This is a genomic window from Pseudomonas sp. DF5 (assembly GCF_058148225.1).
Window position 1 is genome coordinate 114,157 of sequence record NZ_JBYVYM010000005.1, and the last position, 26,803, is coordinate 140,959.

Below are 26,803 nucleotides of genomic sequence, written 5' to 3' on the forward strand. Positions count from 1 at the left end.
TTCGCCTACTTCCCAAGGCATGTCGCCGAAAGCAAAAAGGCCATGGGAGGCGGTGCTTCCCTTGGCCTTGCTGTCTCGTCGTCAGTACTTGAGCCGGATGGATCGTTTCCAGCATGGACGTTCGGCGCGAACTTTAGGGCGTGAGGGGCTTGAGATCAACAAAAAATGTCGCGTTTTTGCACGCTTCCGTCGTGCGGTCCCTTGCAGCTAATGATGTAGCTGACCTGCGTGACAGTGTGATGTTCCCAAGACAAGGATTTTAGAAGGGAGCTTGCTTGGCTTTTGTGGCGAGGGAGCTTGCTCCCGCTGGGCCGCGTAGCGCCCCCAAAATCAGGCAATGCGGTTCTTCAGAAGGATCGCATCGGCTGACTTCACGACTGCTTCGCAGCCGAACGGGAGCAAGCTCCCTCGCCACAAAAGCACTAGAGCCTCAGACAGATCAGGCCAACGCGGTTTCCGCAGGTGAAACAATGCTGGTCTTGCCCCCACGGGACTTGCCGGAGCTCAAATATTCCGCAATCGATTCCTGAGTCACTTCCCCCAGAAACACCCGCTCGGCATCCATCACCGGCAACCACGAGCGGTTGAACTCGTACATACGCGACAGCAGGATGCGCAAATGTTCGTCATACGCCGCGGTGGCGTTGAACTCGCGCCGGTATTGCGCGCAGGTGCCGGTCTGGCGATGCAGGTCGCGCCGACGCACATAGCCCAAGGCCTTGTTCTCGGCGCAGGTCACCACCACGTAGCGCCGGTCCAGTTCGTCCATCAATTCCAGCGCTTCGGCCACCGGGGTTTCCGGGCTCACCGACGGCGCGTTGTCCGCCGCATCTTCAGCCTTCACCAGCAGCAAGCGTTTGAGCGTGCTGTCCTGGCCGACGAAGTTGCTGACAAAATCGTCCGCAGGATGCGCGAGCAAGGTGTCTGGGTGGTCGATCTGCAACAACTTGCCGGCGCGGAAAATCGCGATCTTGTCGCCGAGCTTGATGGCTTCGTCGATGTCGTGGCTGACCATGATCACGGTCTTATTCAGCGCCCGTTGCATTTCGAAAAACTCGTTCTGGATCATCTCGCGGTTGATCGGGTCGACCGCACCGAACGGTTCGTCCATCAACAACAACGGTGCATCCGCCGCCAGCGCACGAATCACCCCGATCCGCTGCTGTTGGCCGCCGGACAATTCACGGGGGTAGCGAGTCAGGTATTGCTTGGGCTCAAGCTTGATCATGCTCATCAACTCGCGGGCGCGGTCGTGGCATTTCTGTTTGTCCCAGCCGAGCAGGCGCGGAACGATGGTGATGTTTTCCTCGATGGTCATGTTCGGGAACAGACCGATCTGCTGGATCACATAACCGATGTTGCGGCGCAGCGTCACTTCGTCGAGGTCGGTGGTGTCTTCGCCGTTGATCAGGATCTTGCCCGAGGTCGGTTTGATCAACCGGTTGATCATCTTCAGCGTGGTGCTCTTGCCGCAGCCCGATGGCCCGAGGAACACACAGATCTCGCCTTCGTTGACGGTCAGGCTCACCGAGTCCACGGCGTTCACATCTTTGCCGTTGCTTTGGAAGGTCTTGCTGAGGTTTTGAAGTTCGATCATTTGAGCAGTCCTTTTGGAGTCAGCGTGCGTTGCAGCCATTGCAGAAGCAGGTCGGCGAAGATGGCCAGGAGACTGACCAGCACCGCGCCGACGATAAGCATCGACATGTCGCTGCGGCTGATGGAAGCGAGGATGAGTACACCGAGGCCACCGGCGCCGATGGTGGCGGCGATGGTCATCACGCCGATGTTCATCACTACGGCGGTGCGTACGCCGGCGAGGATCACCGGCACGGCGATCGGCAGTTCAACCATGCGCAGGCGCTGACCGAAGGTCATGCCGATACCGCGGGCGGCTTCGCGAATGCCGGGTTCCACGCCGGTCAGCGCCAGGTAGGTGTTACGCATGATCGGCAGCAGCGAATAGAGAAACACGGCGGTGATTGCCGGCATCGGGCCCAGGCCCTGGCCGAACCTGGAATAGAACGGCAACAGCAGGCCGAATAGCGCAATCGACGGCACGGTCAGCAAAACCGTGGCGCTGGCTTGCAACGGGCCGGCCAATGTCGGGAAGCGGGTCATCAGGATGCCCAGCGGCACGCCGACCAGAATCGCCAGCGTTACCGCGATGCCAACCAGGGTGATGTGCTGCCAGGTCAGGTGCAGCACTAGCGGCCAATCGAGATGGGAAAAGGCGTTGAGAAATTCCATGTCTTTTTCTCCTCTGCCTTATTGAACAGACAGCAGTGGATGCTGGCGCAGGAAATCGGCGGCAACGGATGAAGGGCTTTCGTGATCGACATCGACCCGTGCGTTGAGCTGGCGCATGGTGGCGTCGTCGAACAGTTCGGCCAGTGGCTTGAGCTCTTCGGCGAGTTTCGGGTGGGCATCGAGGTAGGCCTGGCGCACCACCGGCGCGGCGGTGTAGTCGGGGAAGTAATGCTTGTCGTCTTCAAGCAACTTGAGTTTGAAGGCGTTCAAGCGACCGTCGGTGGTGTAGACCAGGCCGGCGAACACCTGGCCGTTGCGCAGGGCGGTGTAGACCAGCCCGGCATCCATCTGGCGAATGTTGTTGCGGGTCAGGTTCATGCCATAGCGGTCGACCATGCCGCCCAAACCGTCGGAACGGTTGGCGAATTCGGTGTCTAGCGCGACGAGGTGATTAGTCTTCGCCTCGGCTTGCAACACCTCGTTCAACTGGCTGATGGTGTTGATCTGCGGGTAAGCCTTCGCGGTTTTTTCCGGCAGGGCCAGGGCGTAGGTGTTGCTGAATTTCGACGGAGTCAGCCAGACCAGGCCTTTTTTTCCGTCGAGCTCTTTCACCCGGGCGTAGGACTGCGCGCTGTCGAGTTTTTCAGTGACATGGTTGTAAGCCACCAGCGATACACCGGTGTATTCCCAGAGCATGTCCAGTTGGCCGCTTTCGTGGGCACTGCGGGCCAGATTGCTGCCCAGGCCACCGGTCACTTGGGTGTCGTAACCCTTGGTGCGCAGGTATTGGGAAGTGATTTCCGCGAGCAGGGTTTGTTCGGTGAACACCCGGGCGCCGATGCGGATTAGCGGTTTTTCAGCGGCTTGGGTAAATCCTGCGAGCAGCAGAACGCAGCCTAGTAAAAAGCTTGATGTCTTCATGAGAATTCCTTTGCCGAGGCTTAAGACGGGCGCAGGCCGCGTTCGAGCCAGAGGCGGCTGGCGAGTGTCACCAGACCGTCGAGCAGCAAGGCCAGCAGGGCGGTGCTGGCCGCGCCGAGCAGCAGTTGCGGCTGATTGTTCAGGGCAATGCCGGGGAAAATCAGGCTGCCCAGACTGTTGGCGCCAATCAGGAACGCCAGCGGCGCGGTCCCGACGTTGATCGCCAGCGCCACGCGCACGCCGCCGATGATGATCGGCACGGCATTCGGCAATTCGACCCGGCACAGCACCTGAGTCGGGGTCATACCGATGCCGACGGCGGCTTCCTTGAGCGAGCCCTGGACGTTTTTCAGCCCTTCATAGGTGTTGCGCACGATCGGCAACAGCGAGGCCAGGAACAGAGCGAAGATTGCCGGACCGCTGCCGATGCCGAGGATGCCCAGGGCGATGGCCAGTACGGCGAGTGGCGGCACGGTGTTGCCGATGTTGAAGATCTGCATGAAGCGTTCGGCACGGCCAATCAGGGTTGGGCGGCTCAAGAAGATACCGGCGGGGATGCCCACAACGAGGGCGGCCAGCATGGAAGCGAGGACAAGAATCAGATGAGCTTGCAGGTAAAACAGCAAATCGTCGCGGTACTGTTCGATGGTGTTGATGCCAATCCAGTGGACCAGCAGGGCCAGAAGGGCGACGACAACCGCACCTCCTGTCAGCCCTTTGCCATAGCGGATAGCCACAGGCGGACTCCTTTTTTCAGTCGGCGAACACCACTTCGTATGGCAATGCCATTGCTGGCTGCCGAAGAAAATGTTCGCGATAAGCAGCTCTGTCAGTGCCGGTAAAAACGGCATGAAATCGAGCCATAAGCGCAGCCTCGTCAGGCTAACTTGCTGATTTTTCAGCCCCTGACGATGGGTCGTAACAGGGGAGTGGACGTCTCCAGCGTTTAAAAGGTTCCATAATCAGCAGCATTTAGCCACCAGGAAGGGGCTGGCCGCGCTGATTACGGCCATCGGCAGCTCCTGTGCGTGGTGGTCCGTAGATCACTTTTTAAGCTATACTCGCCGCCCTTTTTTGAATCACCGCCAGGCGATTTCCCATGACCAAACAGGCCGCCGAAGTCGCGAAACGCCGCACTTTCGCCATTATTTCCCACCCCGATGCCGGTAAGACCACCATCACCGAGAAGCTCTTGCTGATGGGCAAGGCGATTGCGGTTGCCGGCACGGTGAAGTCTCGCAAATCCGACCGCCATGCCACCTCCGACTGGATGGAAATGGAAAAACAACGGGGTATCTCCATTACCACGTCGGTCATGCAGTTCCCGTATCGCGACCACATGATCAACCTGCTCGACACCCCGGGCCACGAAGACTTCTCCGAAGATACCTACCGCACCCTGACTGCGGTGGACTCGGCATTGATGGTCCTCGACGGCGGTAAGGGTGTAGAGCCACGCACCATCGCGCTGATGGACGTCTGCCGTCTGCGTGACACGCCGATCGTCAGCTTCATCAACAAACTCGACCGTGACATCCGCGACCCGATCGAACTGCTCGACGAAATCGAAGCGGTCCTGAAGATCAAGGCCGCGCCGATTACCTGGCCGATCGGTTGCTACCGCGACTTCAAGGGTGTTTATCACCTCGCCGACGATTACATCATTGTCTACACCGCCGGCCACGGTCATGAGCGCACCGAAACCAAAATCATCGAGAAGCTCGATTCCGATGAAGCGCGCGCGCACTTGGGTGACGAGTACGAGCGTTTCATCGAGCAGCTGGAACTGGTGCAGGGCGCCTGCCACGAATTCAATCAACAGGAATTCCTCGACGGCCAACTGACCCCGGTGTTCTTCGGTACCGCGCTGGGTAACTTCGGTGTCGATCACGTGCTCGACGCTGTGGTCGACTGGGCACCGCAACCACTGGCCCGTGTCGCCAACGAGCGTACCGTTGAACCAGTGGAAGAGAAGTTCAGTGGTTTCGTGTTCAAGATCCAGGCGAACATGGACCCCAAACACCGCGACCGCATCGCCTTCATGCGCATTTGCTCCGGCAAGTACGAAAAAGGCATGAAGATGCGCCATGTGCGCACCGGCAAGGACGTGCGGATCGGCGACGCGCTGACCTTCTTCTCCTCCGAGCGTGAGCAACTGGAAGAAGCGTTCGCCGGCGACATCATCGGCCTGCACAACCACGGCACCATCCAGATCGGCGACACCTTCACCGAAGGCGAAGCCCTGGGTTTCACCGGCATCCCGCACTTCGCCCCGGAACTGTTCCGCCGCGTACGCCTGCGCGATCCACTGAAATCCAAGCAACTGCGCCAGGGCTTGCAGCAACTCGCCGAAGAAGGCGCCACCCAGGTGTTCTTCCCCGAGCGCAGCAACGACATCATTCTCGGCGCCGTCGGTGTGCTGCAGTTCGATGTGGTCGCCAGCCGTTTGAAAGAGGAATACAAGGTCGAGTGCTCCTACGAGCCGATCACCGTGTATTCCGCGCGCTGGATCGAATCTGGCGACAAGAAGAAACTTGAGGAATTCACCAACAAGGCCGTGGAAAACCTCGCCCTCGACGGCGGCGGTCACCTGACCTACCTGGCCCCGACCCGGGTCAACCTGGCGCTGATGGAAGAGCGTTGGCCGGACGTGAAATTCCGTGCAACGCGTGAGCATCACTAAGCGCTGAGTTGCAAACCCCAAAGCCCCGATGCGCGAGCCTCGGGGCTTTTTATTGTCCGGGCGGCGAGCCGCACCATGTCCCATGTAGGCTTTTTCCAGTTCGCCTGTGGCTTGCCTCCTGTTTTGCATATTCGGTGTTTTTGCCCGCGACAACCTGATCCCTGACGTCTAGTGTTCGAAGCTCACGCACGTGGCCTTTTCAAGGATCAATGGAATGCCCCATAGGCTGATTCACCTGCTGCGGCGGGACGGCTATTTCAGCACCATGGCCTGGGTGCTGGCGGCGCTGCTGTTCATCAATCGTCTGAGCAGCATGGTCAAGCTGTTCATGGCGTTGTACCTGCGCCAGGAGCTGGGGCTGGCGATTGAAACCGTCGGCTGGCTGTTATCCGCTTATGGCGCGGGCTTGCTGGTCGGGTCGATGCTGGGCGGATGGCTGAGCGATCATGTCCGCACGGCGCGGCTGACCGCTGCACTGTTTTTTGTCTCGGTGTGGGTTCTGGTTTTGCTGGGGCTGATCACGCAAGTGCCACTGCTGGCCGGCCTGCTGTTGCTCAGTGGAATCCTCGACGGGGCGATTCGTACACTGCATCAGCGGCTGATCATGGAGTATTGCGAAGTTGCACAGCGTTCGCGTGCGCAGGCTTTGAGCCGTGTCGCCAGAAACCTCGGGATGGCCGTTGCCGGGGTATTGGGCGGGGTGTTGGCACAATCCGGTTTTCGCTGGGTATTTTTCGTCAGCGCGGCCATGACCTTGCTGGCATTGCTCTGGTTTGTCCGAACGACATGGCGTCGACCGGTGCTGACGGCTGACGAAACGCCTGATGCAGAGGCGGGTTCGGGTGTACCGCATCGCGACAAACCATTCCTCTGGTTGTTAGCCGCAGCGGTCCTGCTTGGAATGGCGTTCGATACGGTCTACAGCATGTTGGGCAACTATCTACGTGATTACTATCGGTTGAGCACCGAAGCCATTGGCTGGCAGTTCGGTCTCAATGCGACGCTGGTGGTGTTGCTGCAAATTCCACTGTCCCATTGGGGGGAGCGGTGGGGCGTGCGACGGCAACTGGTGGCGGGGTGTTTGATGCTGGCGGTCGGGCTGGGCATGTTGCCACTGGGTTCCGGGCTGTTTTACGCCTGCCTGACGACGGTGATCTGGACGCTGGGTGAGGCGCTGTTCATGCCGCCGCTGAATGTGTTGGTGATGCAGCATGCCCAGGCCGGAAAAAGCGGCCAGTACTTTGGGCTCTTCTTCATGAGCTGGAGTGCGAGTGCGTTGGTTTCTCCCGTGCTGGGTGGCCAGCTGTATGGCCATTTCGGCGGGCATAGCGTTTGGTTCGCAAGCGCGGCGCTGGCGATGTTCTCCATACCGCTGGTTTATCAAGCGACTCGATTGTCCGGGCATAAAAGGGTTCTTCCTTCCGTGCGCAGCGAGCCCGCATCACTTAGTTGATCTGGTTATAGGCATTATTCGAAACCAATCTCCCTTCTCGCGGCATTTCCCGACCTTCGTTAGCGTCCTGCCTGGAGAATCGCGCTAAATTTCTCTCTGCGCCATTCCGGCACCCATGCTTCACCCAAGAAAGGATGGAATCGGCTATGAGCATTATTCAACGCATTGTGTTGCTGCTGAAGGTTTTGGTGATGCTATCCCTCGGCACGTCAGCGGCGTGGGCGGAGTGCACGAATCATGATGAGCAGGCCTGGAGCGGGCAAGGCGTGCACAGCGAGCTGATGCTCGCCGCATCGGAATCGAGCAGTTCGGAAGAAGACGACTCGACCACCGACGACTCCGACAGCAACGAAGACGACACTTGAGCCTGAATGACAGGCAAAAGAAAACCCCGTCTGCCTGACTGATGCGCAATCGAGGCAGAAGAGGTTGGTGAACAGGTCAAATATCCCTGTGGGAATGTGCTTGCTCGCGAAAGCGTCATGACCGTCTGCATTCATGCCGACTGACACAGCGCAATCGCGAGCAGGCTCGCTCCCACATTTTTTATGCCGCGCCGTCCAGGAACTGCTCGGCGTAGTGGCAAGCCACTTGGCGTGTGTCGAGCAGGCGCAGGGCCGGCTCTTCGATGGCACAGCGCTCGGTCGCGTACGGGCAACGCTTGTGGAAGGCGCAGCCGGACGGCGGGTTCAACGGGTTTGGCAGTTCGCCGACGATCTTGATTTTCGGCTTGTCCGGATCCGGGTGGATGGTCGGCGTCGCCGACAACAGCGCCTGGGTGTATGGGTGCAGGGGACGGGTGTAGATGTCCTCTTTCGGGCCCATTTCCACTGGACGGCCGAGGTACATCACCATCACGTGATCGGCAACGTGGCGTACCACCGCCAGGTTGTGGGAGATGAACACGTAGGCGGTGTTGAACTCTTGCTGCAAATCCATGAACAGGTTGAGCACCTGCGCCTGAATCGACACGTCCAGCGCCGAGGTCGGTTCGTCCGCCACCAGCACTTTCGGCTGCAGCATCATCGCGCGGGCCAGGGCGATCCGTTGGCGCTGACCGCCGGAGAACATGTGCGGATAGCGCTGGTAGTGCTCGGGACGCAAGCCCACCTGCTTCATCATCGCCTGGACTTTCTCGCGACGTTCGGCGGCACTGAGGTTGGTGTTGATCAGCAGCGGCTCTGCAAGCTGATCACCGACTTTCTGTCGTGGGTTCAGCGATGCGTAAGGGCTCTGGAACACCATCTGCACATCTTTGCGCAGTTGCTTGCGCTGAGCCTTGTCGGCGCCGGCGACTTCCTGCCCGGCGATTTTCAACGAGCCGGAGGAAGGTTCTTCGATCAGCGTCAGGGCACGGGCCAGGGTGGATTTGCCGCAACCGGACTCACCCACGACAGCGAGGGTCTTGCCGGCTTCCAGTTCGAACGACACACCGTTGAGGGCACGCACGGTCGCATGGCCCTTGAACAGGCCACGGGACACTTCGTAGTGACGGGTCAGGTTGCGGGCGGTAAGTACGACGGCCATTACGCCACCTCCTGGTTCAACGGGTAGAAGCAGCGGGCGAGGCTGTTGCTTTTCTGGTCAAGGGCTGGACGCTGGGTGCGGCAGTTGTCTTGCACGTACGGGCAGCGCGGCGACAGCAGGCAACCTTGCGGACGGTCGTAACGACCGGGAACAATGCCCGGTAGCGTCGACAGGCGCGCAGCACCCAGGCTGTGTTCTGGAATGGCCTTGAGCAGCGCTTCGCTGTAGGGGTGCGCCGGAATGTCGAACAGTTGTGGCACCTGACCGACTTCAACCGCTTGGCCGGCGTACATCACGCACACACGCTGGGCGGTTTCGGCCACGACCGCGAGGTCGTGAGTAATCAGCACCAGGCCCATGTTCTGTTCTTTCTGCAGGGCCAGCAGCAGGTCCATGATCTGCGCCTGGATCGTGACGTCGAGCGCGGTGGTCGGTTCGTCGGCGATCAGCAGTTTCGGTTCGCCGGCAATCGCCATGGCGATTGCAACACGCTGGCTCATACCGCCGGAGAGTTGATGCGGGTAGGCATCCATACGGCTGGCGGCGCCTGGGATTTCCACTTTTTCCAGCAGTTCGATGGCGCGAGCGCGGGCTTGCTTGCCGGACATTTTCAGGTGCAGACGCAGCACTTCTTCGATTTGGAAGCCCACGGTATAGCTCGGGTTCAGCGCGGTCATCGGGTCCTGGAAGACCATGGCCAGGTCTTTGCCGACGATTTGCCGACGCTGACGGTTGCTGAGCGCGAGCATGTTCTTGCCGTCGAAATTCAGGGCGTCGGCGGTGACGATCCCCGGATGCTCGATCAGGCCCATCAGCGCCATCATGGTCACGGACTTGCCGGAACCCGATTCGCCGACGATGGCCAGCACTTCGCCTTTTTCCACGGTAATGTCGAGACCGTCGACCACCGGAACGGCGTTGGCGTCGCCGAAGCGAACGTTGAGATTCTTGATTTCTAACAGTGACATTTGAATCTCCTCAGGCGGCGTTCTTGAGTTTCGGGTCCAGCGCATCGCGCAGGCCGTCACCCATCAAGTTGATTGCCAGCACGCTGAGCAAAATGGTCAAACCAGGCAAGCTCACCACCCACCAGGCGCGTTCGATGTAGTCGCGAGCCGAAGCCAGCATGGTGCCCCACTCAGGGGTTGGCGGTTGTACGCCAAGGCCGAGGAAGCCCAGTGCCGCGGCATCGAGAATCGCCGAGGAAAAGCTCAGGGTGGCCTGAACGATCAGCGGCGCCATGCAGTTGGGCAGCACGGTGATGAACATCAGGCGTGGCAGACCGGCACCGGCCAGGCGCGCGGCGGTCACGTAGTCGCGGTTCAGTTCGCCCATTACCGCGGCACGGGTCAGACGAACATAGGACGGCAGAGACACCACGGCGATCGCGATCACGGTGTTGATCAGGCCAGGGCCGAGGATGGCGACGATCGCCACGGCCAGCAGCAGGGACGGCAGGGCCAGCATGACGTCCATCAGGCGCATGATGGTCGGGCCGAGCACGCGCGGGAAGAACCCGGCGAACAACCCCAGCAGGATGCCCGGGATCAGCGACATCACCACCGACGACAGGCCGATCATCAAGGACAGGCGTGAACCGTGGATCAAGCGCGACAGCAGGTCGCGACCGAGTTCATCGGTCCCCAGCAGGAACTGGAACTGCCCGTTTTCCAGCCAGGACGGCGGGGTCAGCAGGAAGTCACGGTACTGTTCGCTCGGGTTATGCGGTGCGACCCATGGGGCGAAGATCGCGCAGAAAATCACCAGCAGCATGAACATCAGGCCGGCGACGGCGCCTTTGTTCCTGGAGAACGCGTGCCAGAATTCTTTGTAGGGCGACGGATACAGCAGGCTTTGATCGACTGCTACCGGTGTAGTGAGAGTGGTCATGGTCATTGATCTCAGCGCTGATGACGGATGCGTGGGTTGGCAAAGCCGTAGAGGATGTCCACTACGAAGTTGACCAGAATCACCAGGCAGGCGATTAACAGGATGCCGTTTTGCACCACGGGATAGTCCCGTGCGCCAATGGCTTCGATCAGCCATTTGCCGATGCCGGGCCAGGAAAAGATGGTTTCGGTCAGGACCGCGCCGGCCAGCAGCGTGCCGACTTGCAGGCCGACCACCGTCAGTACCGGAATCAGCGCATTGCGCAGGCCATGCACGAACACCACGCGCGCCGGCGACAGGCCTTTGGCGCGGGCGGTACGGATGTAGTCTTCACGCAGCACTTCGAGCATCGAGGAACGGGTCATCCGCGCAATCACCGCGAGCGGGATGGTGCCGAGCACGATGGCTGGCAGGATCAGGTGATGCAGGGCATCGAAGAACGCTCCGACGTCATCGGCCAGCAACGTATCGATGAGCATGAAGCCGGTGCGTGGCTCGATGTCGTAGAGCAGGTCGATCCGCCCGGATACCGGGGTCCAGCCCAGGCTCACCGAGAAGAACATGATCAGGATCAGGCCCCACCAGAAGATCGGCATCGAGTATCCCGCCAGGGAGACACCCATTACCCCATGGTCGAACAGGGACCCTCGCTTGAGTGCCGCGATCACCCCGGCCAGAAGGCCCAGGATGCCGGCGAACAACATGGCGGCCGAGGCCAGTTCCAGGGTCGCGGGGAATAGAGAGCTGAACTCGGTCCAGACGCTTTCACGGGTACGCAAGGATTCGCCGAGATCGCCGTGGGCCAGTTTGCCAATGTAATCCAGGTATTGGGCATACAGCGGTTTGTTCAGACCTAGGCGTTCCATTGCCTGAGCATGCATTTCGGGGTCGACCCGACGTTCGCCCATCATCACTTCCACGGGGTCGCCAGGAATCATGCGGATCAACGCGAAAGTCAGCAAGGTGATGCCGAAGAACGTGGGGATCAGTAACCCCAATCGGCGGGCAATAAAACTAAACATCTTGTGTGGTACCTCATCAGCCGGTTAGGCGTGCCCAGCCTCGCTGGGGTCAGCGAGGCCGGGCGTTTCTTATCTACTTCACCTGGGTGGTGGCGAAGTTGTTAGTGGTGAGGGGGCTAATGTGATAGCCCTCTACGTTGGTGCGCATTGCAGTGAACATGCGGGTGTGCGCCATGCTGATCCATGGCTGGTCCTGATTGAAAACGTCCTGGGCCTGTTCGTAGAGCGCCGTGCGTTCAGCCGGGTTCACTTTGGCCCGTGCTTCGTCGATCAGCGCCTGGAACTTTTCATTGCACCAGCGAGCGTAGTTTTCGCCGTTCTTGGCGGCCTCACAACTGAGCATAGGCGTCAGGAAGTTATCCGGGTCGCCGTTATCGCCTGCCCAACCGGCGGACACCATATCGTGCTCGCCGTTCTTCGCGCGCTTGAGCATTTCGCCCCATTCCATGACACGAATATCGACCTTGATGCCGACCTTGGCCAGATCTGCCTGCATCATTTGTGCGCCGAGCATCGGATTAGGGTTGGTCGGGCCACCGCCGTTACGGGTGAACAGGGTGAACACGGTGCCATCCGGCACACCGGCTTCCTTGAGCAGGGCACGAGCCTTGTCGAGGTCGCGAGGCGGGTTGGTCAGTTTATGGTTGTAGCCCAGCAGGGTGTCCGGGTACGGGTTGACCGCCACCGTCGCATTGCCCTTGCCGAACAGCGCATTGACATAGGCCTCTTTGTCGAACGCGATGTCGATGGCTTTGCGCACCCGCACGTCGCTCATGTACTTGCGGGAGGTGTTCATGGCGACATAGGAGACGGTCATCGCGTTCAGCTCATCAACCTTCAGGTTGGTGTCTTTCTTGATGCTCGGGATGTCATCCGGTTTTGGATACAGCGCGATCTGGCACTCGTTGGCCTTGAGCTTTTGCAGGCGCACGTTGTTGTCGGTGGCAATCGCCAGGACCAGCGCATCAGCCGGTGGCTTGCCACGGAAGTAGTCCGGGTTGGCCTTGAAACGCACCTGGGCGTCCTTGGCGTAACGCTGGAAGATGAACGGGCCGGTGCCGACCGGTTTGTTGTTCAGGTCGCCGGTCTTGTTGGCTTTGAGCAGTTGATCGGCGTACTCGGCGGAGTAGATCGAGGAGAAGGCCATGGCGATGTCGGCCAGGAACGGCGCTTCGCGGCGGGTCAGGGTGAACTTGACCGTGTTGTCGTCGACTTTTTCTACGCTTTTGAGCAGTTCCTTGAAGCCCATGCTCTCAAAGTACGGGAAGCCCACGCTCGACAGCTTGTGCCATGGGTGATTCGGGTCCAGCTGACGCTGGAAGCTCCAGACCACGTCGTCGGCATTCATGTCGCGGGTCGGCTTGAAGTAATCGGTGGTGTGAAACTTGACGCCTTTGCGCAGGTGGAACGTGTAGGTCAGGCCGTCTTCACTGATGTCCCAGGATTCGGCCAGCGCCGGAATCACTTCAGTGGTGCCGGGCTTGAAGTCCGCCAGGCGATTGAAGATGGTTTCAGCCACTGCGTCGGCTGTGACTGCAGTCGTGTACTGGACCATATCGAAGCCTTCCGGGCTGGCTTCGGTGCAGACCACCAAGGGTTTGGCCGAGACGCCAACAGCGACACTCAGCAATGCGGCAGCGATGGCCGCTCGTAGGGGAAGCATTTTCATCAAGAACCCTCTGCAATCGGTTGAACAGGAAAAAACCGAACGGCCGACTCGTCATGAGTCAGCCGCCGGCGTGCGTTTTACAAAATGTTGAACGGGATGGTGGTCACGAGACGGAACTCGTTGATGCTGCCATCCGCCTGGTTTTCGCTGGCACGGTGCGCGGTGTAGGTTGCGCGAACAGTGGTGGCCTTCAGCGGGCCGCTCTGCAGGGCGTAGGTCGCACCGATACCGTATTCGTAATGGGTTTCGCCATCCTGGGCCTGGATACCGTCGTAACCCTTGCCTGCTACGCCTTCATTGCCGGTGTAGTGAGTACCGTCGATGCCCCAGCCACGTGCCTGGTAGATGTTGAACTTCAGACCTGGCACGCCGTATTCGGCCATGTTCAGACCGTAGGCAATCTGGAAGGACTTCTCGTTCGGGCCGTTGAAGTCCGACAGCAGGGAGTTGGCCAGGTAGATGCCGTTGGTTTCGTGCAGGTAGTCGAAGTACTCGTTACCGTTCACTTCCTGGTAGGAGAAGGTCAGGCTGTGGGCCTGGTGGGTCAGGCCGAACGACAGGGAGTAGGTGTCGTTGTCGATTTTGCCTATGAGGGCTTTACCTTCTTCCTGGGTTTTGTAGTAGTTCAGGCCGGTGGTCAGGCTCAGGACCTGGCTGTCGCCCAGCACATGACTGGCGCCGAAGTAGTACTGGTTCCAGATGTCTTCGGCCTGGGTCGCCCAGAGGCTGGTGGTCAGGCTGGCGAATGGGGTGTAGGTGATACCGCCGGTGTAGATGTGATCGGTTTCAACGATGCCGTTGGCGTATTCGGTGCGGAATTTACGCTGGCTTTCTTCGGTACGCGGAGAGTTGCGATCGAAGGTGGCCAGGTCGAAAGCCAGGTTGTTCAGCTCTTCGCTGTGGATGGCCACACCTTCGAAGCTCGAAGGCAGCGCACGGTTACCGATGACATCGACCATCGGGCTGCTGAAGTTCATGCGGCCAGCGGTCAGGGTAGTGTTGGAGACACGGGCCTTGACGTTGGCCAGGCCCAGTTTGCTCCACTGGCCGACGGCGTCGCCACCTTCTTCGGTCAGGGTACGGTTGTTGCCCGCGCCAGGACGGGTTCCCGGTGCGCCGCCGTTGTTGGACGCCAGATCCTTGCGATCACGATCCAGAGCGATGGCGTTGTAGGCCGCCACTTCGGTGCTGAAACCTACGGTGCCTTGAGTGAAGCCGGAGTTGTACTTGAGGATGGTGCCCTGAACCCAGTTGATACGACGATCAGTCGGGGTTGATACACCGTCTTTCTTGTAGCTGAACGTGCCGCCACGTTTCAGTTGCTCGTTGGCATACCAGTTACGCGTGCTACCGGTGATCGACTGCCCTTCGACGAAGCCAGTGGCTTCACTCTGAGCACTTTTCTCATTAACGGTAACCGGCGTGAACGCCTGGCTCTGGGATTCTGCGTAAGCCGTGGCGGTCACGCTGCTGATGGCCAAGGCCAATAACGCGGTGCTGCTCAGTTTCATGTGTGAAGCTCCTTACTTTCTTTTTTTAATGCCGGTCTTTTTTGGTGATCCGGCTATTTGGTTTAGAACTCATTCAGGCTTCGCAAACGTTTGCTGCAGGCCGATTTGACGAATTACGGCAATACGCTTGCGTGAGGGCGCAATCCGCCCCCCGGCGTTTCTGGCTAATTGGTTATTGGTCGATACTGACGCCCGAGAACACGTTGCGACCGAAGGGGCTGACCTTGAACCCTTCGACTTTGGCGCTCAACGGCTGGTTGACCGTCGAGTGGGCGACCGGCGTGATCGGCACCTGCTGCTTGAGGTACTGCTGCGCCTGTTTGTAGAGCACGGTGCGCTGGTCGCGATCGGTGACGACCTTGGCCTGCTTGATCAGCTTGTCGTAGGTCGGATCACACCACATGGAGTAGTTATTGCCGCCAATGGCGTCGCAGCTGTACAGCGTGCCGAGCCAGTTGTCCGGGTCGCCGTTGTCACCGGTCCAGCCGATCAGGCTGATGTCGTGCTCGCCGTTCTTGGTGCGCTTGATGTACTCGCCCCATTCGTAGCTGACGATCTTGACCTTGAGGCCGATCTTCGCCCAGTCCGCCTGGAGCATTTCGGCCATCAGCTTGGCGTTGGGGTTGTACGGACGCTGGACCGGCATGGCCCAGAGGGTGATTTCGGTGCCTTCCTTCACGCCGGCGGCCTTGAGCAGTTCCTTGGCTCTTTCCGGGTTGTAGGTGGCGTCTTTTATGGTGTCGTCATAGGACCACTGGGTCGGTGGCATGGCATTGACCGCCAGTTGACCGGCGCCTTGATAGACGGCGTTGAGAATGCCTTGCTTGTTCACCGCCATGTCCAGCGCCTGGCGCACTTCGAGCTGGTCGAAAGGTTTGTGCCGGACGTTATAGGCGATGTAACCAAGGTTGAAGCCGGGTTTCTCGATCAGCTGCAGTTTCGGATCATTCTTCAGTGCGGTTACGTCGGCGGGGCGCGGGTGCAGGGTGATCTGGCATTCATTGGCCTTGAGCTTTTGCACGCGCACCGAGGCGTCGGTATTGATGGCGAAAATCAGGTTGTCGAGCTTGACCCGGCTCGGGTCCCAGTACTGCTTGTTGCCGCTGTAACGGATGTTGGAGTCTTTCTGGTAGCTCTTGAACACGAACGGCCCGGTACCGATCGGCTTCTGGTTGATCTCGCTCGGCTTGCCGGCCGCCAGCAACTGGTCGGCGTATTCGGCCGAAAGGATGGCGGCGAAGCTCATGGCGATGTTCTGGATGAACGCGGCATCGACGTTGTTGAGCGTCATCACCACGGTCAGCGGCCCGGTCTTTTCGACCTTGGCAATATTCTTGTTCAGGCTCATCCCGTTGAAATACGGAAACTCGGTCGGATAAGCCTTACGGAACGGGTGCTGCGGATCGAGCATGCGATTAAACGTGAACAGCACGTCGTCGGCGTTGAAATCGCGGGTCGGCGTGAAGTATTTGGTCGTGTGAAATTTCACCCCCTCGCGCAGATGGAACGTGTACTTGAGGCCGTCCTCGGAAATATCCCAGCGGGTTGCCAGGCCTGGCACGACATTGGTGGCGCCTTTTTCAAACTCTGCCAAACGGTTGTACAGCGGCTCGGCGGCGTCGTTATCGGTCGCAGTGGTGTACTGCGCGGTGTCGAAACCGGCGGGGCTGCCTTCGGAGCAGAACACCAGGCTGTTATTGGCGGCCTGGCTGATGGAAGTGGCGGCCAGCAGGCCGGTGCCCAGCAATGTGGATAAAACCAAGGTATGGCGCATGACGCTCCCTCTCTTTTTGTAGTGTTATTCAATGCGCCGCGATCCCGTCCGGGGACGTGGTGGCTGCATTGAGCTCAAACCAATACGGGCAGCAAACCGATAGCCCACGCAGTCACTGGTCAGAACCCGACGGTAGGGGCCGTGGGTCTGGCAGTAAATGCGCTGAGTCCTAAAGACTCGTAGGAAAAGGCAACGCGTCCTAACCCCTGGCTGCGTCAGGCAGCGGATTTGGATGTAGGCAAATTCCTATCTTCTCGGCAGAAAAAAGCAGCGTCGACGCTGAATACGTCGACGCTGCCTGTTCTTATTTGCTGACGCTGACGCCGTAGAAGGAGTTCAAGCCAAATGGGCTGATCTTGAAGTCCTGCACGTTGGCGCGCATGGGTTGGAACACCGTCGAGTGAGCGATAGGTGTCATTGGAACAGCATCTTTGAGGACGTGTTGCGCCTGTTTGTACAGTTCGGTGCGCTTGGCCTGATCGGTGGTGCGTTTGGCTTCCTTGACGAGGCCGTCGAATTTCTTGTCGCACCATTTGGAGAAGTTGTTGCCACTCAGCGAGTCGCAGCCGAACAGCACGTTGAGCCAGTTGTCCGGGTCACCATTGTCGCCGCTCCAGCCGATGATCATCGCCTGGTTCTCGCCGCCTTTGGAGCGCTTGATGTACTCGCCCCATTCGTAGCTGGTGATCTTCACGTTCAGGCCGATCTTCTTCCAGTCGGACTGCAGCATTTCAGCCATCAGCTTGGCGTTCGGGTTGTACGGACGCTGTACCGGCATCGCCCACAGAACGATTTCGGTGCCTTCCTTGACGCCGGCTTCCTTGAGCAGTGCCTTGGCTTTCTCAGGATCGTACTTGGCATCCTTGATGGTGGTGTCGTAGGACCATTGGGTCGGCGGCATGGCGTTGACGGCCAGTTGGCCTGCGCCCTGATAAACCGAGTCGATGATCTGCGGCTTGTTGACGGCCATGTCCAGCGCCTGACGAACGCGCAGGTCGGCCAGCGGGTTCGGTTCGTTGCTGCCCTTTACCTTGTCCATCACGTTGTAGGCGATGTAGCCCAGGTTGAAACCAGCCTGCTCAGGCATCTTCAAAGTTTTATCTTCTTTGAGCGCCTTCAGGTCGGCTGGACGCGGGAACAGAGTGACCTGGCACTCGTTCTTCTTCAGCTTCTGGATACGTACCGACGGGTCGGTGGTGATGGCGAAGATCAGGTTGTCGATCTTCACGTCGTCAGGCTTCCAGTAGTCCTTGTTCCCGGTGTAACGGATGTTGGAGTCTTTCTGGTAGCTCTTGAACACGAACGGGCCGGTGCCGATCGGCTTCTGGTTGATGTCGGCAGCCTTGCCTTCCTTGAGCAGCTGGGCAGCGTACTCGGCGGACTGGATCGAGGCGAAGCTCATGGCCATGTTCTGGATGAACGCGGCGTCTACATCTTTGAGGGTGAACTTGACGGTGTGGTCGTCGACTTTATCGATCTTGGTGATGTTGGTGTCCATCCCCATGTCGGTGAAGTACGGGAATTCGGTCGGGTACGCCTTACGGAACGGGTCATCCTTGTTAATCATGCGATTGAAGGTGAACAGCACGTCGTCGGCGTTGAACTCACGCGTCGGCTTGAAATACGGGGTGGTGTGGAACTTGACGCCTTCACGCAGGTGGAAAGTGTAAGTCAGGCCGTCACTGGAAATGTCCCACTTGGTCGCCAGGCCAGGAATCACGGCGGTGCCGCCGCGCTCGAACTGGGTCAGGCGGTTGAACATGGTTTCTGCAGAGGCGTCGAAGTCGGTTCCGGTGGTGTACTGACCTGGGTCGAAACCGGCCGGGCTCCCTTCGGAGCAGAACACCAGATTAGTTGCCGCTTGGGCGAAAGGTGCGCTGGCTAACAGGCTTGCGCCGACTAAAAACGGAATGACCGCGTGTTTAAGCATGGTGGCCTCATGATTTGTTGTCATTTTTGGAATTAGAGGACGACCTCGTGAGTCGACCTGCGGATACTTATGCAGGGGCCGTACCCAATGCAAGATCCTGAATGGCCACAAGTCTTAAAGAGTGGCACGAACGTACCTTAATGTCGCATATGTATAAAAGCTGACGCATTTGACCGTTTGCGCAGGTTTTTTACGGTGCAAGTCGTGCACCGATAAGGGGCGACCGGGGCGTTTTACGCACCCGGTTGGAGCCCGGTGTTACTTATTTATACCCACGCCATAGAACGGTGTGAGGCCAAACGGACTGATCTTGAAGTCGGTGACTTCCTTGCGCAGTGGCTGGAACACCGTCGAGTTGGCAATCGGTGTGATAGGTACTTGTTGTTTAAGGATTTGCTGTGCCTGTTGGTACAGGTTGACCCGCTGTTGTTTGTCCGTGGACACCTTGGCTTGCTGCACCAGTTTGTCGTAGGCCGGGTCACACCATTTGGCGTAGTTGCTACCTTTCACCGCAGCGCAGCTGTAGAGCACGCCGAGCCAGTTATCCGGGTCACCGTTGTCGCCGGTCCAGCCGTAGATCATTGCGTCATGCTCACCGTTCTTGGCGCGCTTGATGTACTCGCCCCATTCATAGCTGACGATGTTGGCCTTGATCCCGACTTTCTCCCAATCCTGCTGGATCATCTGTGCCGACATCCGCGCATTGGGGTTGGAGGCGCGCTGCACGGTCATGGCCCACAAATTGATGGTGGTGCCGGGGGCAACCCCTGCTTCTTTCAGTAGCGCGCGGGCTTTAGTCGGGTCGTGCGGGGCGTCCTTGATGCTTGGGTCATACGACCATTGCGCCGGTGGCAAGGCGTTTTGCGCCAGTTGCCCGGCACTCTGGTAGACAGCCTTGATGATCGCCGGCTTGTCGATGGCCATGTCCAGCGCCTGACGCACCTTGAGTTGGTCCAGTGGCGGGTGGGTCACGTTGTAGGCAAGGAAGCCTAGGTTGAAACCGGCTTGCTTGAGCACCCTTAGATTCGGGTCTTGCTCCATCACTTCGATGTCTGCCGGGCGTGGGTAGCCGCTGACCTGGCACTCGCCAGCCTTGAGCTTCTGTAAGCGCACGGCGGCGTCCGGGGTGATCGAGAAAATCAGATTGTCGAGTTTCACGTCCTCGGGTTTCCAGTAGGCCTTGTTGGCGGCGTAGCGGATCTGCGAGTCCTTTTGGTAGCGCTTGAACACGAACGGGCCGGTGCCGACCGGTTTCTGGTTGAGGTCAGCGGCTTTGCCTTCCTTTAACAGTTGGGCGGCGTATTCGGCGGACTGCACCGAGGCGAAGCTCATGGCGAGGTTTTGCACGAACGCGGCGTCGACGTTGTTCAGGCTGAAGCGCACGGTGTGATCGTCGACCTTGTCGATGCTTTTGATCGTGGTGTTCAGGCCCATGTCGGTGAAATACGGCGACTCGGCGGGGTAGGCTTTGCGGAAGGCGTTGTCCGGGTCGAGCAGGCGCTGGAAGGTGAACAGCACGTCGTCGGCGTTGAAATCGCGGGTGGGGGTGAAGTAGTCGGTGGTGTGGAATTTCACGCCGTCGCGCAGGTGGAAGGTGTAGGTGAGGCCGTCCTCGGACACGTCCCATTTTGTTGCCAGGCCGGGTTCGATTTCGGTGCCGCCGCGTTTGAATTGGGTGAGGCGGTTGAAGACGGTTTCGGCGGAGGCGTCGAAGTCGGTGCCGCTGGTGTATTGGCTGGGGTCGAAGCCGGCGGGGCTGGCTTCGGAGCAGTAAACCAGGGTGGTGGCGGCTTGGGCGGTTTGTGCCAGTGATGCGGTTGTGGCGAGGGCGAGTGCGAGCAGAAGTGGTTTGACGGTGGTTCTTTCCATGGAGTCCCCGAGGGCTTTGCGGCGATATTTTCCTGAGGGTAGCGTTGTTGGCGGGGAGGGTGGAAATATCGTTTTTTGAGGGGGACCCCTCTATCTGGGCATAGTTGACCGGGGCGAGGCTTGCCCGCGAAGGCGGCGGATCAGCCAGCATATATCCTTAGGCAGGAACTGAAATCCCACAGGGAAGATTTGGAATGACTCGAATTGTTGAAATCCTGATGTACACCTTGAAACCGGGATCAGGATTGGATTTCCATCGAATAATGCGGGAAGTAAGCGTTCCGCTTCACTTAAAGGCGGGTATGGATGTTGTTTCTTATGGCGGCTCTTTGCATGACGATGACAGTTATCACTTAATTCGCTCCTACGAGAGCGAAAATCATCGCCAAGCCTCTCAAGATCTTTTTTACTCAAGTACTGATTGGAAGCAAGGTCCGAGAGCAGACATCATCAGTCGGATTGAAGTAAGCACAACGACCGTTATGACGCTCACTCAAGAGGCGATTGATGCCATCAGAGCTTCCCATAAATCTATCCAGAGCTGATGCTCAATGAGCGTTCCCACGCTCCCGCGTGGGAACGCCGCCAGGAACGCTCCGCGTTCCGCTTTTGAATGTTTAATCGATGTGTCAGAACGCAGACCTTTCCCACGCATCTTTCAGGTTGTCCGTCGGAAGCGGACTCTCTAGTCTTTGGCTGTCGCTGAAAACTCAGCGATCGGGAGTGAGATCCCGGCTAAACAGTTGGAAACCAGCGCTAGCCCCCCCATAATTGCCGTCAGCTTATCCGCTGCCAGCAAATGCGTTATGGCGGCTGTGTGCGGGCAGACTTCGGTCTGGCCGGGTTCCTTTTGCCGGTAATCTCACACCGTACATAGCTGCCACCTCTTCGCCGAGTGAGATCGGAAATTGATGGCTCCAATATCAAAAGGAAGTTGTATGGATAAGTTAATTCCCGACCCACCCTTCAACACCACCACACCCAACGCCGAAGCTTTGCGTAGCGAAGAGCTACTCAAAGACCGCGAAGCGATAAAACGTGCGCTCGACTACTACCTCGATCCGCCCAAACCTTACGCCGCAAAACCTCGTCGCCCCAGCACGATGTTCCTGGTTTCCCCGGACAGCGACACCGAAAGTCTCCTGGCACAAGCCTGCGAGTCATTGGCCTCGGCCAGTGTCCTGGCCAGCGATTTCGCTACCCACTTGATCGGCCCGCAGCGCAATACAGTGTTGGCGATTCAACAGATCATCATGCTGGCGGAGTTGGCGGTGAATCGGGCGCTGGATCGGGTTGATCCGCAGTCTTAATCCTGAATCACCGCGTCATCGTTCATCGCAGGCAAGCCAGCTCCCACAGGCTTTGCATCGATCTTGAAATGGCGCTGACCTTGTGGGAGCTGGCTTGCCTGCGATGGCGGCCGGCTTTCACCACAAAGCTGACTGTCACAACCAGATTCTTCTGACACAAAAAAACGGCGATCACTTCGGTGATCGCCGTTCTTTATACAGACTTATCGAATCAAGGCATCAACACTTCAATCGCCCCATCCGCTGTCATGCTGACCTGGCTGGTGCCGGCTTCAACTTCTGGCGTCACCGGTGCCGAATCCATGCCGGCGGCGGCTTTCATCATCATCGGCCCGCGCATGTACGGTTGTGGATAGCCGTTGCTGTTGAGGTTCAGGTTGACGATTTTGTAGCTCTTGCCGCCCAGGGCATCGGTGGCCAGTTGGGCGCGGGCCTTGAAGGCGGTCACGGCTTCTTTGAGCAGGGCGTCTTCGCTGGCTTTGCGGGTTGGCGTCGCGATGGCGAAGTCCATGCCGCCCATTTTCAGGTCGGTGAGCAATTCGCCAGTGAGTTTGGACAGGGCGGCGAAGTCCGAGCTTTCCAGGCGCAGTTCGGCGCGTTCGCGCCAGCCGGTGATTTTCTGGCCCTTGGTGTCGTAGATCGGGTAGCTGTTGCGGCTGCCCTGACGCAGGGTGATGTCCTTGACCTGCTTGGCCTGGGCCAGCGCCTTGTTCATGGTGGTGCTGACGTCGGCGGCGAGTTTGGCCGGGTCGGTGTTTTGTTCTTCGGTGTAGAGGGTCACGATCATCAGGTCGCGGGCCACTTCCTGGCTGACTTCGGCGCGCAGGGAGATCTGGTTGTAATGCAGTTCGTCGACGGCCAGGGCCGGGAGGCTGGCGGCGGTGCCAACGCTTAAGGCGAGGAGGGCGGCGCTGCGGCGCAATGTGTGCATGAAAAGCTCCTTGGACGATGCGCAGGGGTTAGGGTCCGAACCTGCGTGAAACCATCAGACTCTAGCTTCAACGATACGGTTCGCACAGTTACAACTTCTATACAGTCTCAACCGGTGCCGGGCTTTTGTGGCGAGGGAGCTTGCTCCCGCTCGGCTGCGAAGCAGTCGCAAAGTCGGTATGCGCGGTTTGCCAGTTTCATCCGGTTGAATGGTTGGGGCCTGCTTCGCAGGCCGGCGGGAGCAAGCTCCCTCGCCACAGGGGCTCATCGGCGAAGCATTCACTTATAAATCCATGAGCCGCAACTGTGGTCGTTTGCCGCACTTTCGCCTCTCATGCCCGTGGCTTGGTTATACTCCGTGCGATCCGCCTGGAGCGCTCATCAGGAGAGCTCATGCTCGCCCCCGTTCAAATCACTTCCGCCACTCGCCAGAACCTCTGGCGGCTGACTTTCATCCGGATTCTGGTGCTCGCCGCCCAGGCCGGCTCCGTGGGCCTGGCCTACTGGCTCCAACTGCTGCCGTTGCCGTGGGTGCCGCTGGCGATGACCCTGGGCTGTTCGACGCTGTTGTGTGTGTTCACCGCCGTGCGCCTGCGCACTTCCTGGCCGGTCACCGAGCTTGAATACGCCCTGCAACTGGCCTGCGACCTGTTTATCCACAGTGCCTTGTTGTATTTCTCCGGTGGTTCGACCAACCCGTTCGTCTCTTATTACCTGGTGCCGCTGACCATCGCCGCCGTGACGCTGCCGTGGCGCTATTCGGTGATTCTGTCCGGCATCGCTTTGGCGCTGTATACGTTGCTGCTGGCGCGGTTCTACCCGCTGGAAACCTTCCCCATCGCCCGGGAAAACCTGCAGATCTACGGCATGTGGTTGAGTTTTGCCTTGGCTGCCGCCGTCATCACCTTCTTTGCTGCACGCATGGCGGAAGAGCTGCGTCGGCAGGAAGAGCTGCGCGCGATCCGTCGCGAGGAAGGCCTGCGCGATCAGCAATTGCTGGCCGTCGCGACTCAGGCTGCCGGTGCCGCCCATGAGTTGGGTACGCCGCTGGCGACCATGAGCGTGTTGCTCAAAGAGATGCAGCAGGATCACCCCGATCCGATGTTGCAGGACGATCTGAAGGTTTTGCAGGATCAGGTCAAGTTGTGCAAGGAAACCTTGCAGCAACTGGTGCGCGCCGCCGAGGCCAATCGTCGTATGGCGGTGGAGATGCAGGATGTCACCGACTGGCTCGACGAAGCGCTCAACCGCTGGCACCTGATGCGTCCTGAGGCCAGTTATCGCTTCCAGCGTCTGGGTCAGGGCACGGTGCCGCGCATGGCGCCGCCGCCGGATTTGACTCAAGCGCTGTTGAACCTGCTGAACAACGCCGCCGATGCCTGCCCTGAAGGCTTGCAAGTGACCCTGGACTGGACCGTCGAAGACTTGACCATCAGCATTCGCGACCATGGTGCCGGTGTACCGCTGGCTATCGCCGAGCAGATCGGCAAACCGTTTTTTACCACCAAGGGCAAAGGTTTCGGCCTGGGCCTGTTTTTGAGCAAGGCCAGCGTGACACGCGCCGGCGGCTCAGTGAAACTCTACAGTCATGAGGAAGGCGGCACGCTCACCGAGCTGCGCCTGCCCCGTGTCGCCCGAGGAGACGAACATGAGTGACGAGATCCAAGTTGAAGGCGAAGAACTGCCGCATTTGCTGCTGGTAGACGATGATGCAACCTTCACCCGCGTGATGGCCCGCGCCATGGCCCGCCGTGGTTTTCGCGTCAGCACCGCAGGTTCCGCCGAAGAGGGTCTGACCATCGCCCAGGCCGATATACCTGACTACGCCGCGCTGGACCTGAAAATGGACGGCGATTCGGGCCTGGTGTTGCTGCCCAAGCTGCTCGAACTCGACCCGGACATGCGCGTGGTGATCCTCACCGGTTACTCGAGCATTGCCACCGCCGTCGAGGCGATCAAGCGTGGCGCCTGCAATTACTTGTGCAAACCGGCGGACGCCGATGACGTTTTGGCCGCGTTGCTCTCCGAGCACGCCGACCTCGACAGCCTGGTGCCGGAAAACCCGATGTCCGTGGACCGTCTCCAGTGGGAGCACATCCAGCGCGTCCTGACCGAGCACGAAGGCAACATCTCCGCCACCGCCCGCGCCCTGGGCATGCACCGCCGCACGCTGCAGCGCAAACTGCAGAAGCGCCCGGTCCGTCGCTGAACGAGCGCTGAACGGTTATCGCCAGCCCTCGCGATCACACGAGCCGATCATTTATGATCGGTTCTTGTGTGTTCTTTTCTTTATTGAGCCTTATCCATGAATCAGAACGCTGAATATTCCGCGGTCAACGATGCTGTGCGCGGGCAGTTTTTTCGCAAAGTGTGGGTGATGACCACGCCTTACTGGCACAGCGAAGAGAAGGGCAAGGCCTGGACGCTGTTGATCGCTGTGATCGCGCTGTCGCTGTTCAGCGTGGGGCTTTCGGTGTGGTTCAACACTTGGTACAAGGATTTTTACAACGCCCTGCAACAAAAGGATGAAGCGGCGTTCTGGCGGCTGATTCTGTATTTTTGCGGGATCGCGGCGGTGGCGATTGTCGGCGCAGTGTACCGGCTCTATTTGACCCAGATGTTGACCATTCGCTGGCGGGCCTGGCTCACCGAAAAGCACTTCGCCCGTTGGCTCGAAAACAAGAATTACTACCAGCTGGAGCAGGGCGGTTACACCGATAACCCGGACCAGCGGATTTCCGAAGACCTCAATAAATTCACCACTAACACGTTGGGCCTGGGCCTGGGCTTGATCCGTAACGTCGTCAGCCTGGTGTCGTTCTCGATCATTTTGTGGGGCGTGTCGGGCAGTATCGAAGTATTGGGCTTCACGATTCCCGGCTACATGTTCTGGTGCGCGCTGGTTTATGCCGCCGTCGGCAGCTGGCTGACGCATGTGATTGGTCGTCGCTTGATCGGTCTCAACAACAACCAGCAACGTTTCGAAGCCGACTTGCGTTTCTCCATGGTGCGGGTCCGCGAGAATGCCGAAAGCATTGCGCTGTACAACGGCGAACCCAACGAGAACCGTCGTCTGAGCAGCCGTTTCGGCCTGGTCTGGCGTAACTTTTGGGACATCATGAAAGTGTCCAAGCGCCTGACTTTTTTCACCTCGGGTTATGCCCAGATCGCAATCATTTTCCCGTTCATGGTTGCGGCGCCGCGCTATTTCGCTGGCAAGATCGAACTCGGTGAGCTGATGCAAATCAATTCGGCATTCGGCAACGTGCAGGAGAGTTTCAGCTGGTTCATCACTGCATACCAGGACCTCGCCGAGTGGCGCGCCACCTGTGATCGTCTGCTGAGTTTCCGTCAGGCCATGACCGACAACGAAGAGCGCTCGCCGGCCATCGACGTGCAGAATCAGGGCTCGGCGCTACGGGTGCATAACCTTGGCCTCGACCTGGCTGACGGTCGTCATTTGCTGACCAATGCCGACATGACCGTGGAGGAGGGCGAGCGTGTCATGCTCAGCGGTCGTTCCGGCAGCGGCAAATCGACCTTGCTGCGAGCCATGGGGCACCTTTGGCCTACTGGCCACGGCAGCATCCGCCTACCGACGGCGCATTGTCTGTTCCTGCCGCAAAAGCCCTATCTGCCGATTGGCAGCCTGCGCGAGGCGTTGAGTTATCCACAGCCGGGCGACACCTACCCGCACGAGCGCTACGTCCACGTGTTGGAAACCTGCCGCTTGCCGCACCTGGTTTCGCGTCTGGATGAAGCCAATCACTGGCAGCGCATGCTCTCGCCGGGTGAGCAGCAACGCCTGGCCTTCGCCCGTGCGCTGCTGTATGCGCCGCAATGGCTGTACATGGACGAAGCCACTTCGGCGATGGATGAAGAGGATGAAGCGTCGCTGTATCAGGCGTTGATCGATGAGTTGCCGGGCTTGAGCATTGTCAGCGTCGGCCATCGCAGCAGCCTGAAACGTTTCCATCCACGGCATGTGCGCATCGAGAATGGCCACCTGGTGGACCAGGCCGTCACCGCCTGAACACCCCATCCCCTGTAGGAGCGAGGCTTGCCCG

Annotated in this window: 22 protein-coding genes; 8 read left to right on the plus strand and 14 right to left on the minus strand. The window is 59.1% G+C overall.

The annotated features are described in order from the left end of the window. Positions 1-439: 439 nt before the first annotated feature. The 4 genes from AC30D7_RS06815 to AC30D7_RS06830 are packed head-to-tail and all read right to left on the minus strand — an operon-like array spanning position 440 to position 3,905. A complete protein-coding gene (locus tag AC30D7_RS06815; RefSeq protein ID WP_490133524.1) occupies positions 440-1,597 on the minus strand; it encodes an osmoprotectant ABC transporter ATP-binding protein OsmV in 1,158 nt (385 codons plus the stop codon). After that, positions 1,594-2,247, minus strand: coding sequence for an ABC transporter permease (locus tag AC30D7_RS06820; protein WP_018929509.1), 654 nt, complete (start codon positions 2,245-2,247; stop codon positions 1,594-1,596). The genes AC30D7_RS06815 and AC30D7_RS06820 overlap by 4 nt, the downstream gene beginning before the upstream one ends. Before the next feature lie 18 nt (positions 2,248-2,265). Next, on the minus strand, positions 2,266-3,168 hold the full coding sequence (locus AC30D7_RS06825; RefSeq protein WP_490133525.1) for a glycine betaine ABC transporter substrate-binding protein: 903 nt from the start codon (positions 3,166-3,168) through the stop codon (positions 2,266-2,268). Between the two features lie 20 nt (positions 3,169-3,188). Continuing rightward, entirely contained in the window at positions 3,189-3,905 is a 717-nt protein-coding gene (locus tag AC30D7_RS06830) for an ABC transporter permease (protein ID WP_490133526.1), read from the minus strand. 362 nt (positions 3,906-4,267) lie between these two features. Between AC30D7_RS06830 and AC30D7_RS06835 the strand changes: the two genes are divergently transcribed. From AC30D7_RS06835 to AC30D7_RS06845, 3 genes are all read left to right on the plus strand, one after another. Next, a complete protein-coding gene (locus tag AC30D7_RS06835) occupies positions 4,268-5,851 on the plus strand; it encodes a peptide chain release factor 3 (RefSeq protein ID WP_018929512.1) in 1,584 nt (527 codons plus the stop codon). A 214-nt stretch (positions 5,852-6,065) separates the two neighbouring features. Further along, positions 6,066-7,304 carry an MFS transporter gene (locus AC30D7_RS06840; protein WP_490133527.1) on the plus strand — a complete coding sequence of 413 codons (1,239 nt, stop codon included), beginning with the start codon at positions 6,066-6,068 and terminating at the stop codon, positions 7,302-7,304. Between the two features lie 146 nt (positions 7,305-7,450). Further along, positions 7,451-7,669 carry a hypothetical protein gene (locus AC30D7_RS06845; protein ID WP_490133528.1) on the plus strand — a complete coding sequence of 73 codons (219 nt, stop codon included), beginning with the start codon at positions 7,451-7,453 and terminating at the stop codon, positions 7,667-7,669. 181 nt (positions 7,670-7,850) lie between these two features. On the opposite strand, the gene AC30D7_RS06850 is transcribed toward AC30D7_RS06845, so the two are convergent. The 9 genes from AC30D7_RS06850 to AC30D7_RS06890 all read right to left on the minus strand — a co-directional run bounded on the left by AC30D7_RS06850 (position 7,851) and on the right by AC30D7_RS06890 (position 20,496). Continuing rightward, the gene (locus tag AC30D7_RS06850; RefSeq protein ID WP_253416812.1) at positions 7,851-8,831 is read right to left on the minus strand and encodes a peptide ABC transporter ATP-binding protein; all 981 of its coding nucleotides are present in this window, start codon (positions 8,829-8,831) and stop codon (positions 7,851-7,853) included. After that, positions 8,831-9,799 (minus strand): ABC transporter ATP-binding protein, encoded by a 969-nt coding sequence (locus AC30D7_RS06855; protein WP_019582426.1) that lies wholly within the window; start codon positions 9,797-9,799, stop codon positions 8,831-8,833. Before AC30D7_RS06855 ends, AC30D7_RS06850 begins: the two co-directional genes overlap by 1 nt. Positions 9,800-9,809: 10 nt before the next feature. After that, complete coding sequence (locus AC30D7_RS06860; RefSeq protein ID WP_490133529.1) at positions 9,810-10,721, minus strand: ABC transporter permease subunit; 912 nt, start codon at positions 10,719-10,721, stop codon at positions 9,810-9,812. Positions 10,722-10,732: 11 nt separating this feature from the next. Then, positions 10,733-11,743 carry an ABC transporter permease subunit gene (locus tag AC30D7_RS06865; RefSeq protein WP_477813771.1) on the minus strand — a complete coding sequence of 337 codons (1,011 nt, stop codon included), beginning with the start codon at positions 11,741-11,743 and terminating at the stop codon, positions 10,733-10,735. A 73-nt stretch (positions 11,744-11,816) separates the two neighbouring features. Then, positions 11,817-13,412 (minus strand): ABC transporter substrate-binding protein, encoded by a 1,596-nt coding sequence (locus tag AC30D7_RS06870; protein ID WP_490133530.1) that lies wholly within the window; start codon positions 13,410-13,412, stop codon positions 11,817-11,819. Positions 13,413-13,489: 77 nt separating this feature from the next. After that, positions 13,490-14,923 carry an OprD family porin gene (locus AC30D7_RS06875; protein WP_018929518.1) on the minus strand — a complete coding sequence of 478 codons (1,434 nt, stop codon included), beginning with the start codon at positions 14,921-14,923 and terminating at the stop codon, positions 13,490-13,492. Positions 14,924-15,095: 172 nt separating this feature from the next. Further along, a complete protein-coding gene (locus AC30D7_RS06880) occupies positions 15,096-16,697 on the minus strand; it encodes an ABC transporter substrate-binding protein (RefSeq protein ID WP_490133531.1) in 1,602 nt (533 codons plus the stop codon). Positions 16,698-17,001: 304 nt separating this feature from the next. After that, a complete protein-coding gene (locus tag AC30D7_RS06885) occupies positions 17,002-18,627 on the minus strand; it encodes an ABC transporter substrate-binding protein (protein ID WP_490133532.1) in 1,626 nt (541 codons plus the stop codon). A gap of 258 nt (positions 18,628-18,885) precedes the next feature. Next, positions 18,886-20,496, minus strand: a complete 1,611-nt coding sequence (locus tag AC30D7_RS06890) for an ABC transporter substrate-binding protein (protein ID WP_490133533.1) — start codon at positions 20,494-20,496, stop codon at positions 18,886-18,888. A gap of 194 nt (positions 20,497-20,690) precedes the next feature. Between AC30D7_RS06890 and AC30D7_RS06895 the strand changes: the two genes are divergently transcribed. Continuing rightward, a complete protein-coding gene (locus tag AC30D7_RS06895) occupies positions 20,691-21,041 on the plus strand; it encodes an NIPSNAP family protein (protein WP_105340048.1) in 351 nt (116 codons plus the stop codon). A gap of 393 nt (positions 21,042-21,434) precedes the next feature. Further along, on the plus strand, positions 21,435-21,806 hold the full coding sequence (locus AC30D7_RS06900) for a DUF6124 family protein (RefSeq protein ID WP_490133534.1): 372 nt from the start codon (positions 21,435-21,437) through the stop codon (positions 21,804-21,806). A 211-nt stretch (positions 21,807-22,017) separates the two neighbouring features. On the opposite strand, the gene AC30D7_RS06905 is transcribed toward AC30D7_RS06900, so the two are convergent. Continuing rightward, positions 22,018-22,737 carry an SIMPL domain-containing protein gene (locus AC30D7_RS06905; protein ID WP_007939711.1) on the minus strand — a complete coding sequence of 240 codons (720 nt, stop codon included), beginning with the start codon at positions 22,735-22,737 and terminating at the stop codon, positions 22,018-22,020. Between the two features lie 392 nt (positions 22,738-23,129). Here AC30D7_RS06905 and AC30D7_RS06910 point away from each other — a divergent pair, with 392 nt between their 5' ends. From AC30D7_RS06910 to AC30D7_RS06920, 3 genes are all read left to right on the plus strand, one after another. Beyond that, entirely contained in the window at positions 23,130-24,392 is a 1,263-nt protein-coding gene (locus AC30D7_RS06910; RefSeq protein ID WP_490133535.1) for an ATP-binding protein, read from the plus strand. Next, complete coding sequence (locus AC30D7_RS06915) at positions 24,385-24,945, plus strand: response regulator transcription factor (RefSeq protein ID WP_007939714.1); 561 nt, start codon at positions 24,385-24,387, stop codon at positions 24,943-24,945. The genes AC30D7_RS06910 and AC30D7_RS06915 overlap by 8 nt, the downstream gene beginning before the upstream one ends. Positions 24,946-25,041: 96 nt before the next feature. Continuing rightward, positions 25,042-26,769 carry an ABC transporter ATP-binding protein/permease gene (locus tag AC30D7_RS06920; protein ID WP_490133536.1) on the plus strand — a complete coding sequence of 576 codons (1,728 nt, stop codon included), beginning with the start codon at positions 25,042-25,044 and terminating at the stop codon, positions 26,767-26,769. Positions 26,770-26,803: the final 34 nt, after the last annotated feature.

Bases quoted from the DNA above. Each gene is read 5' to 3' on its own strand.
- AC30D7_RS06915 (WP_007939714.1), top strand. From the start codon at position 24,385: ATGAGTGACGAGATCCAAGTTGAAGGCGAAGAACTGCCGCATTTGCTG.
- AC30D7_RS06875 (WP_018929518.1), bottom strand. From the start codon at position 14,923: ATGAAACTGAGCAGCACCGCGTTATTGGCCTTGGCCATCAGCAGCGTG.
- AC30D7_RS06840 (WP_490133527.1), top strand. From the start codon at position 6,066: ATGCCCCATAGGCTGATTCACCTGCTGCGGCGGGACGGCTATTTCAGC.
- AC30D7_RS06845 (WP_490133528.1), top strand. From the start codon at position 7,451: ATGAGCATTATTCAACGCATTGTGTTGCTGCTGAAGGTTTTGGTGATG.
- AC30D7_RS06825 (WP_490133525.1), bottom strand. From the start codon at position 3,168: ATGAAGACATCAAGCTTTTTACTAGGCTGCGTTCTGCTGCTCGCAGGA.
- AC30D7_RS06885 (WP_490133532.1), bottom strand. From the start codon at position 18,627: ATGCTTAAACACGCGGTCATTCCGTTTTTAGTCGGCGCAAGCCTGTTA.
- AC30D7_RS06850 (WP_253416812.1), bottom strand. From the start codon at position 8,831: ATGGCCGTCGTACTTACCGCCCGCAACCTGACCCGTCACTACGAAGTG.
- AC30D7_RS06905 (WP_007939711.1), bottom strand. From the start codon at position 22,737: ATGCACACATTGCGCCGCAGCGCCGCCCTCCTCGCCTTAAGCGTTGGC.
- AC30D7_RS06855 (WP_019582426.1), bottom strand. From the start codon at position 9,799: ATGTCACTGTTAGAAATCAAGAATCTCAACGTTCGCTTCGGCGACGCC.
- AC30D7_RS06835 (WP_018929512.1), top strand. From the start codon at position 4,268: ATGACCAAACAGGCCGCCGAAGTCGCGAAACGCCGCACTTTCGCCATT.
- AC30D7_RS06910 (WP_490133535.1), top strand. From the start codon at position 23,130: ATGCTCGCCCCCGTTCAAATCACTTCCGCCACTCGCCAGAACCTCTGG.
- AC30D7_RS06900 (WP_490133534.1), top strand. From the start codon at position 21,435: ATGGATAAGTTAATTCCCGACCCACCCTTCAACACCACCACACCCAAC.
- AC30D7_RS06895 (WP_105340048.1), top strand. From the start codon at position 20,691: ATGACTCGAATTGTTGAAATCCTGATGTACACCTTGAAACCGGGATCA.
- AC30D7_RS06820 (WP_018929509.1), bottom strand. From the start codon at position 2,247: ATGGAATTTCTCAACGCCTTTTCCCATCTCGATTGGCCGCTAGTGCTG.
- AC30D7_RS06860 (WP_490133529.1), bottom strand. From the start codon at position 10,721: ATGACCACTCTCACTACACCGGTAGCAGTCGATCAAAGCCTGCTGTAT.
- AC30D7_RS06920 (WP_490133536.1), top strand. From the start codon at position 25,042: ATGAATCAGAACGCTGAATATTCCGCGGTCAACGATGCTGTGCGCGGG.
- AC30D7_RS06870 (WP_490133530.1), bottom strand. From the start codon at position 13,412: ATGAAAATGCTTCCCCTACGAGCGGCCATCGCTGCCGCATTGCTGAGT.
- AC30D7_RS06880 (WP_490133531.1), bottom strand. From the start codon at position 16,697: ATGCGCCATACCTTGGTTTTATCCACATTGCTGGGCACCGGCCTGCTG.
- AC30D7_RS06865 (WP_477813771.1), bottom strand. From the start codon at position 11,743: ATGTTTAGTTTTATTGCCCGCCGATTGGGGTTACTGATCCCCACGTTC.
- AC30D7_RS06890 (WP_490133533.1), bottom strand. From the start codon at position 20,496: ATGGAAAGAACCACCGTCAAACCACTTCTGCTCGCACTCGCCCTCGCC.
- AC30D7_RS06815 (WP_490133524.1), bottom strand. From the start codon at position 1,597: ATGATCGAACTTCAAAACCTCAGCAAGACCTTCCAAAGCAACGGCAAA.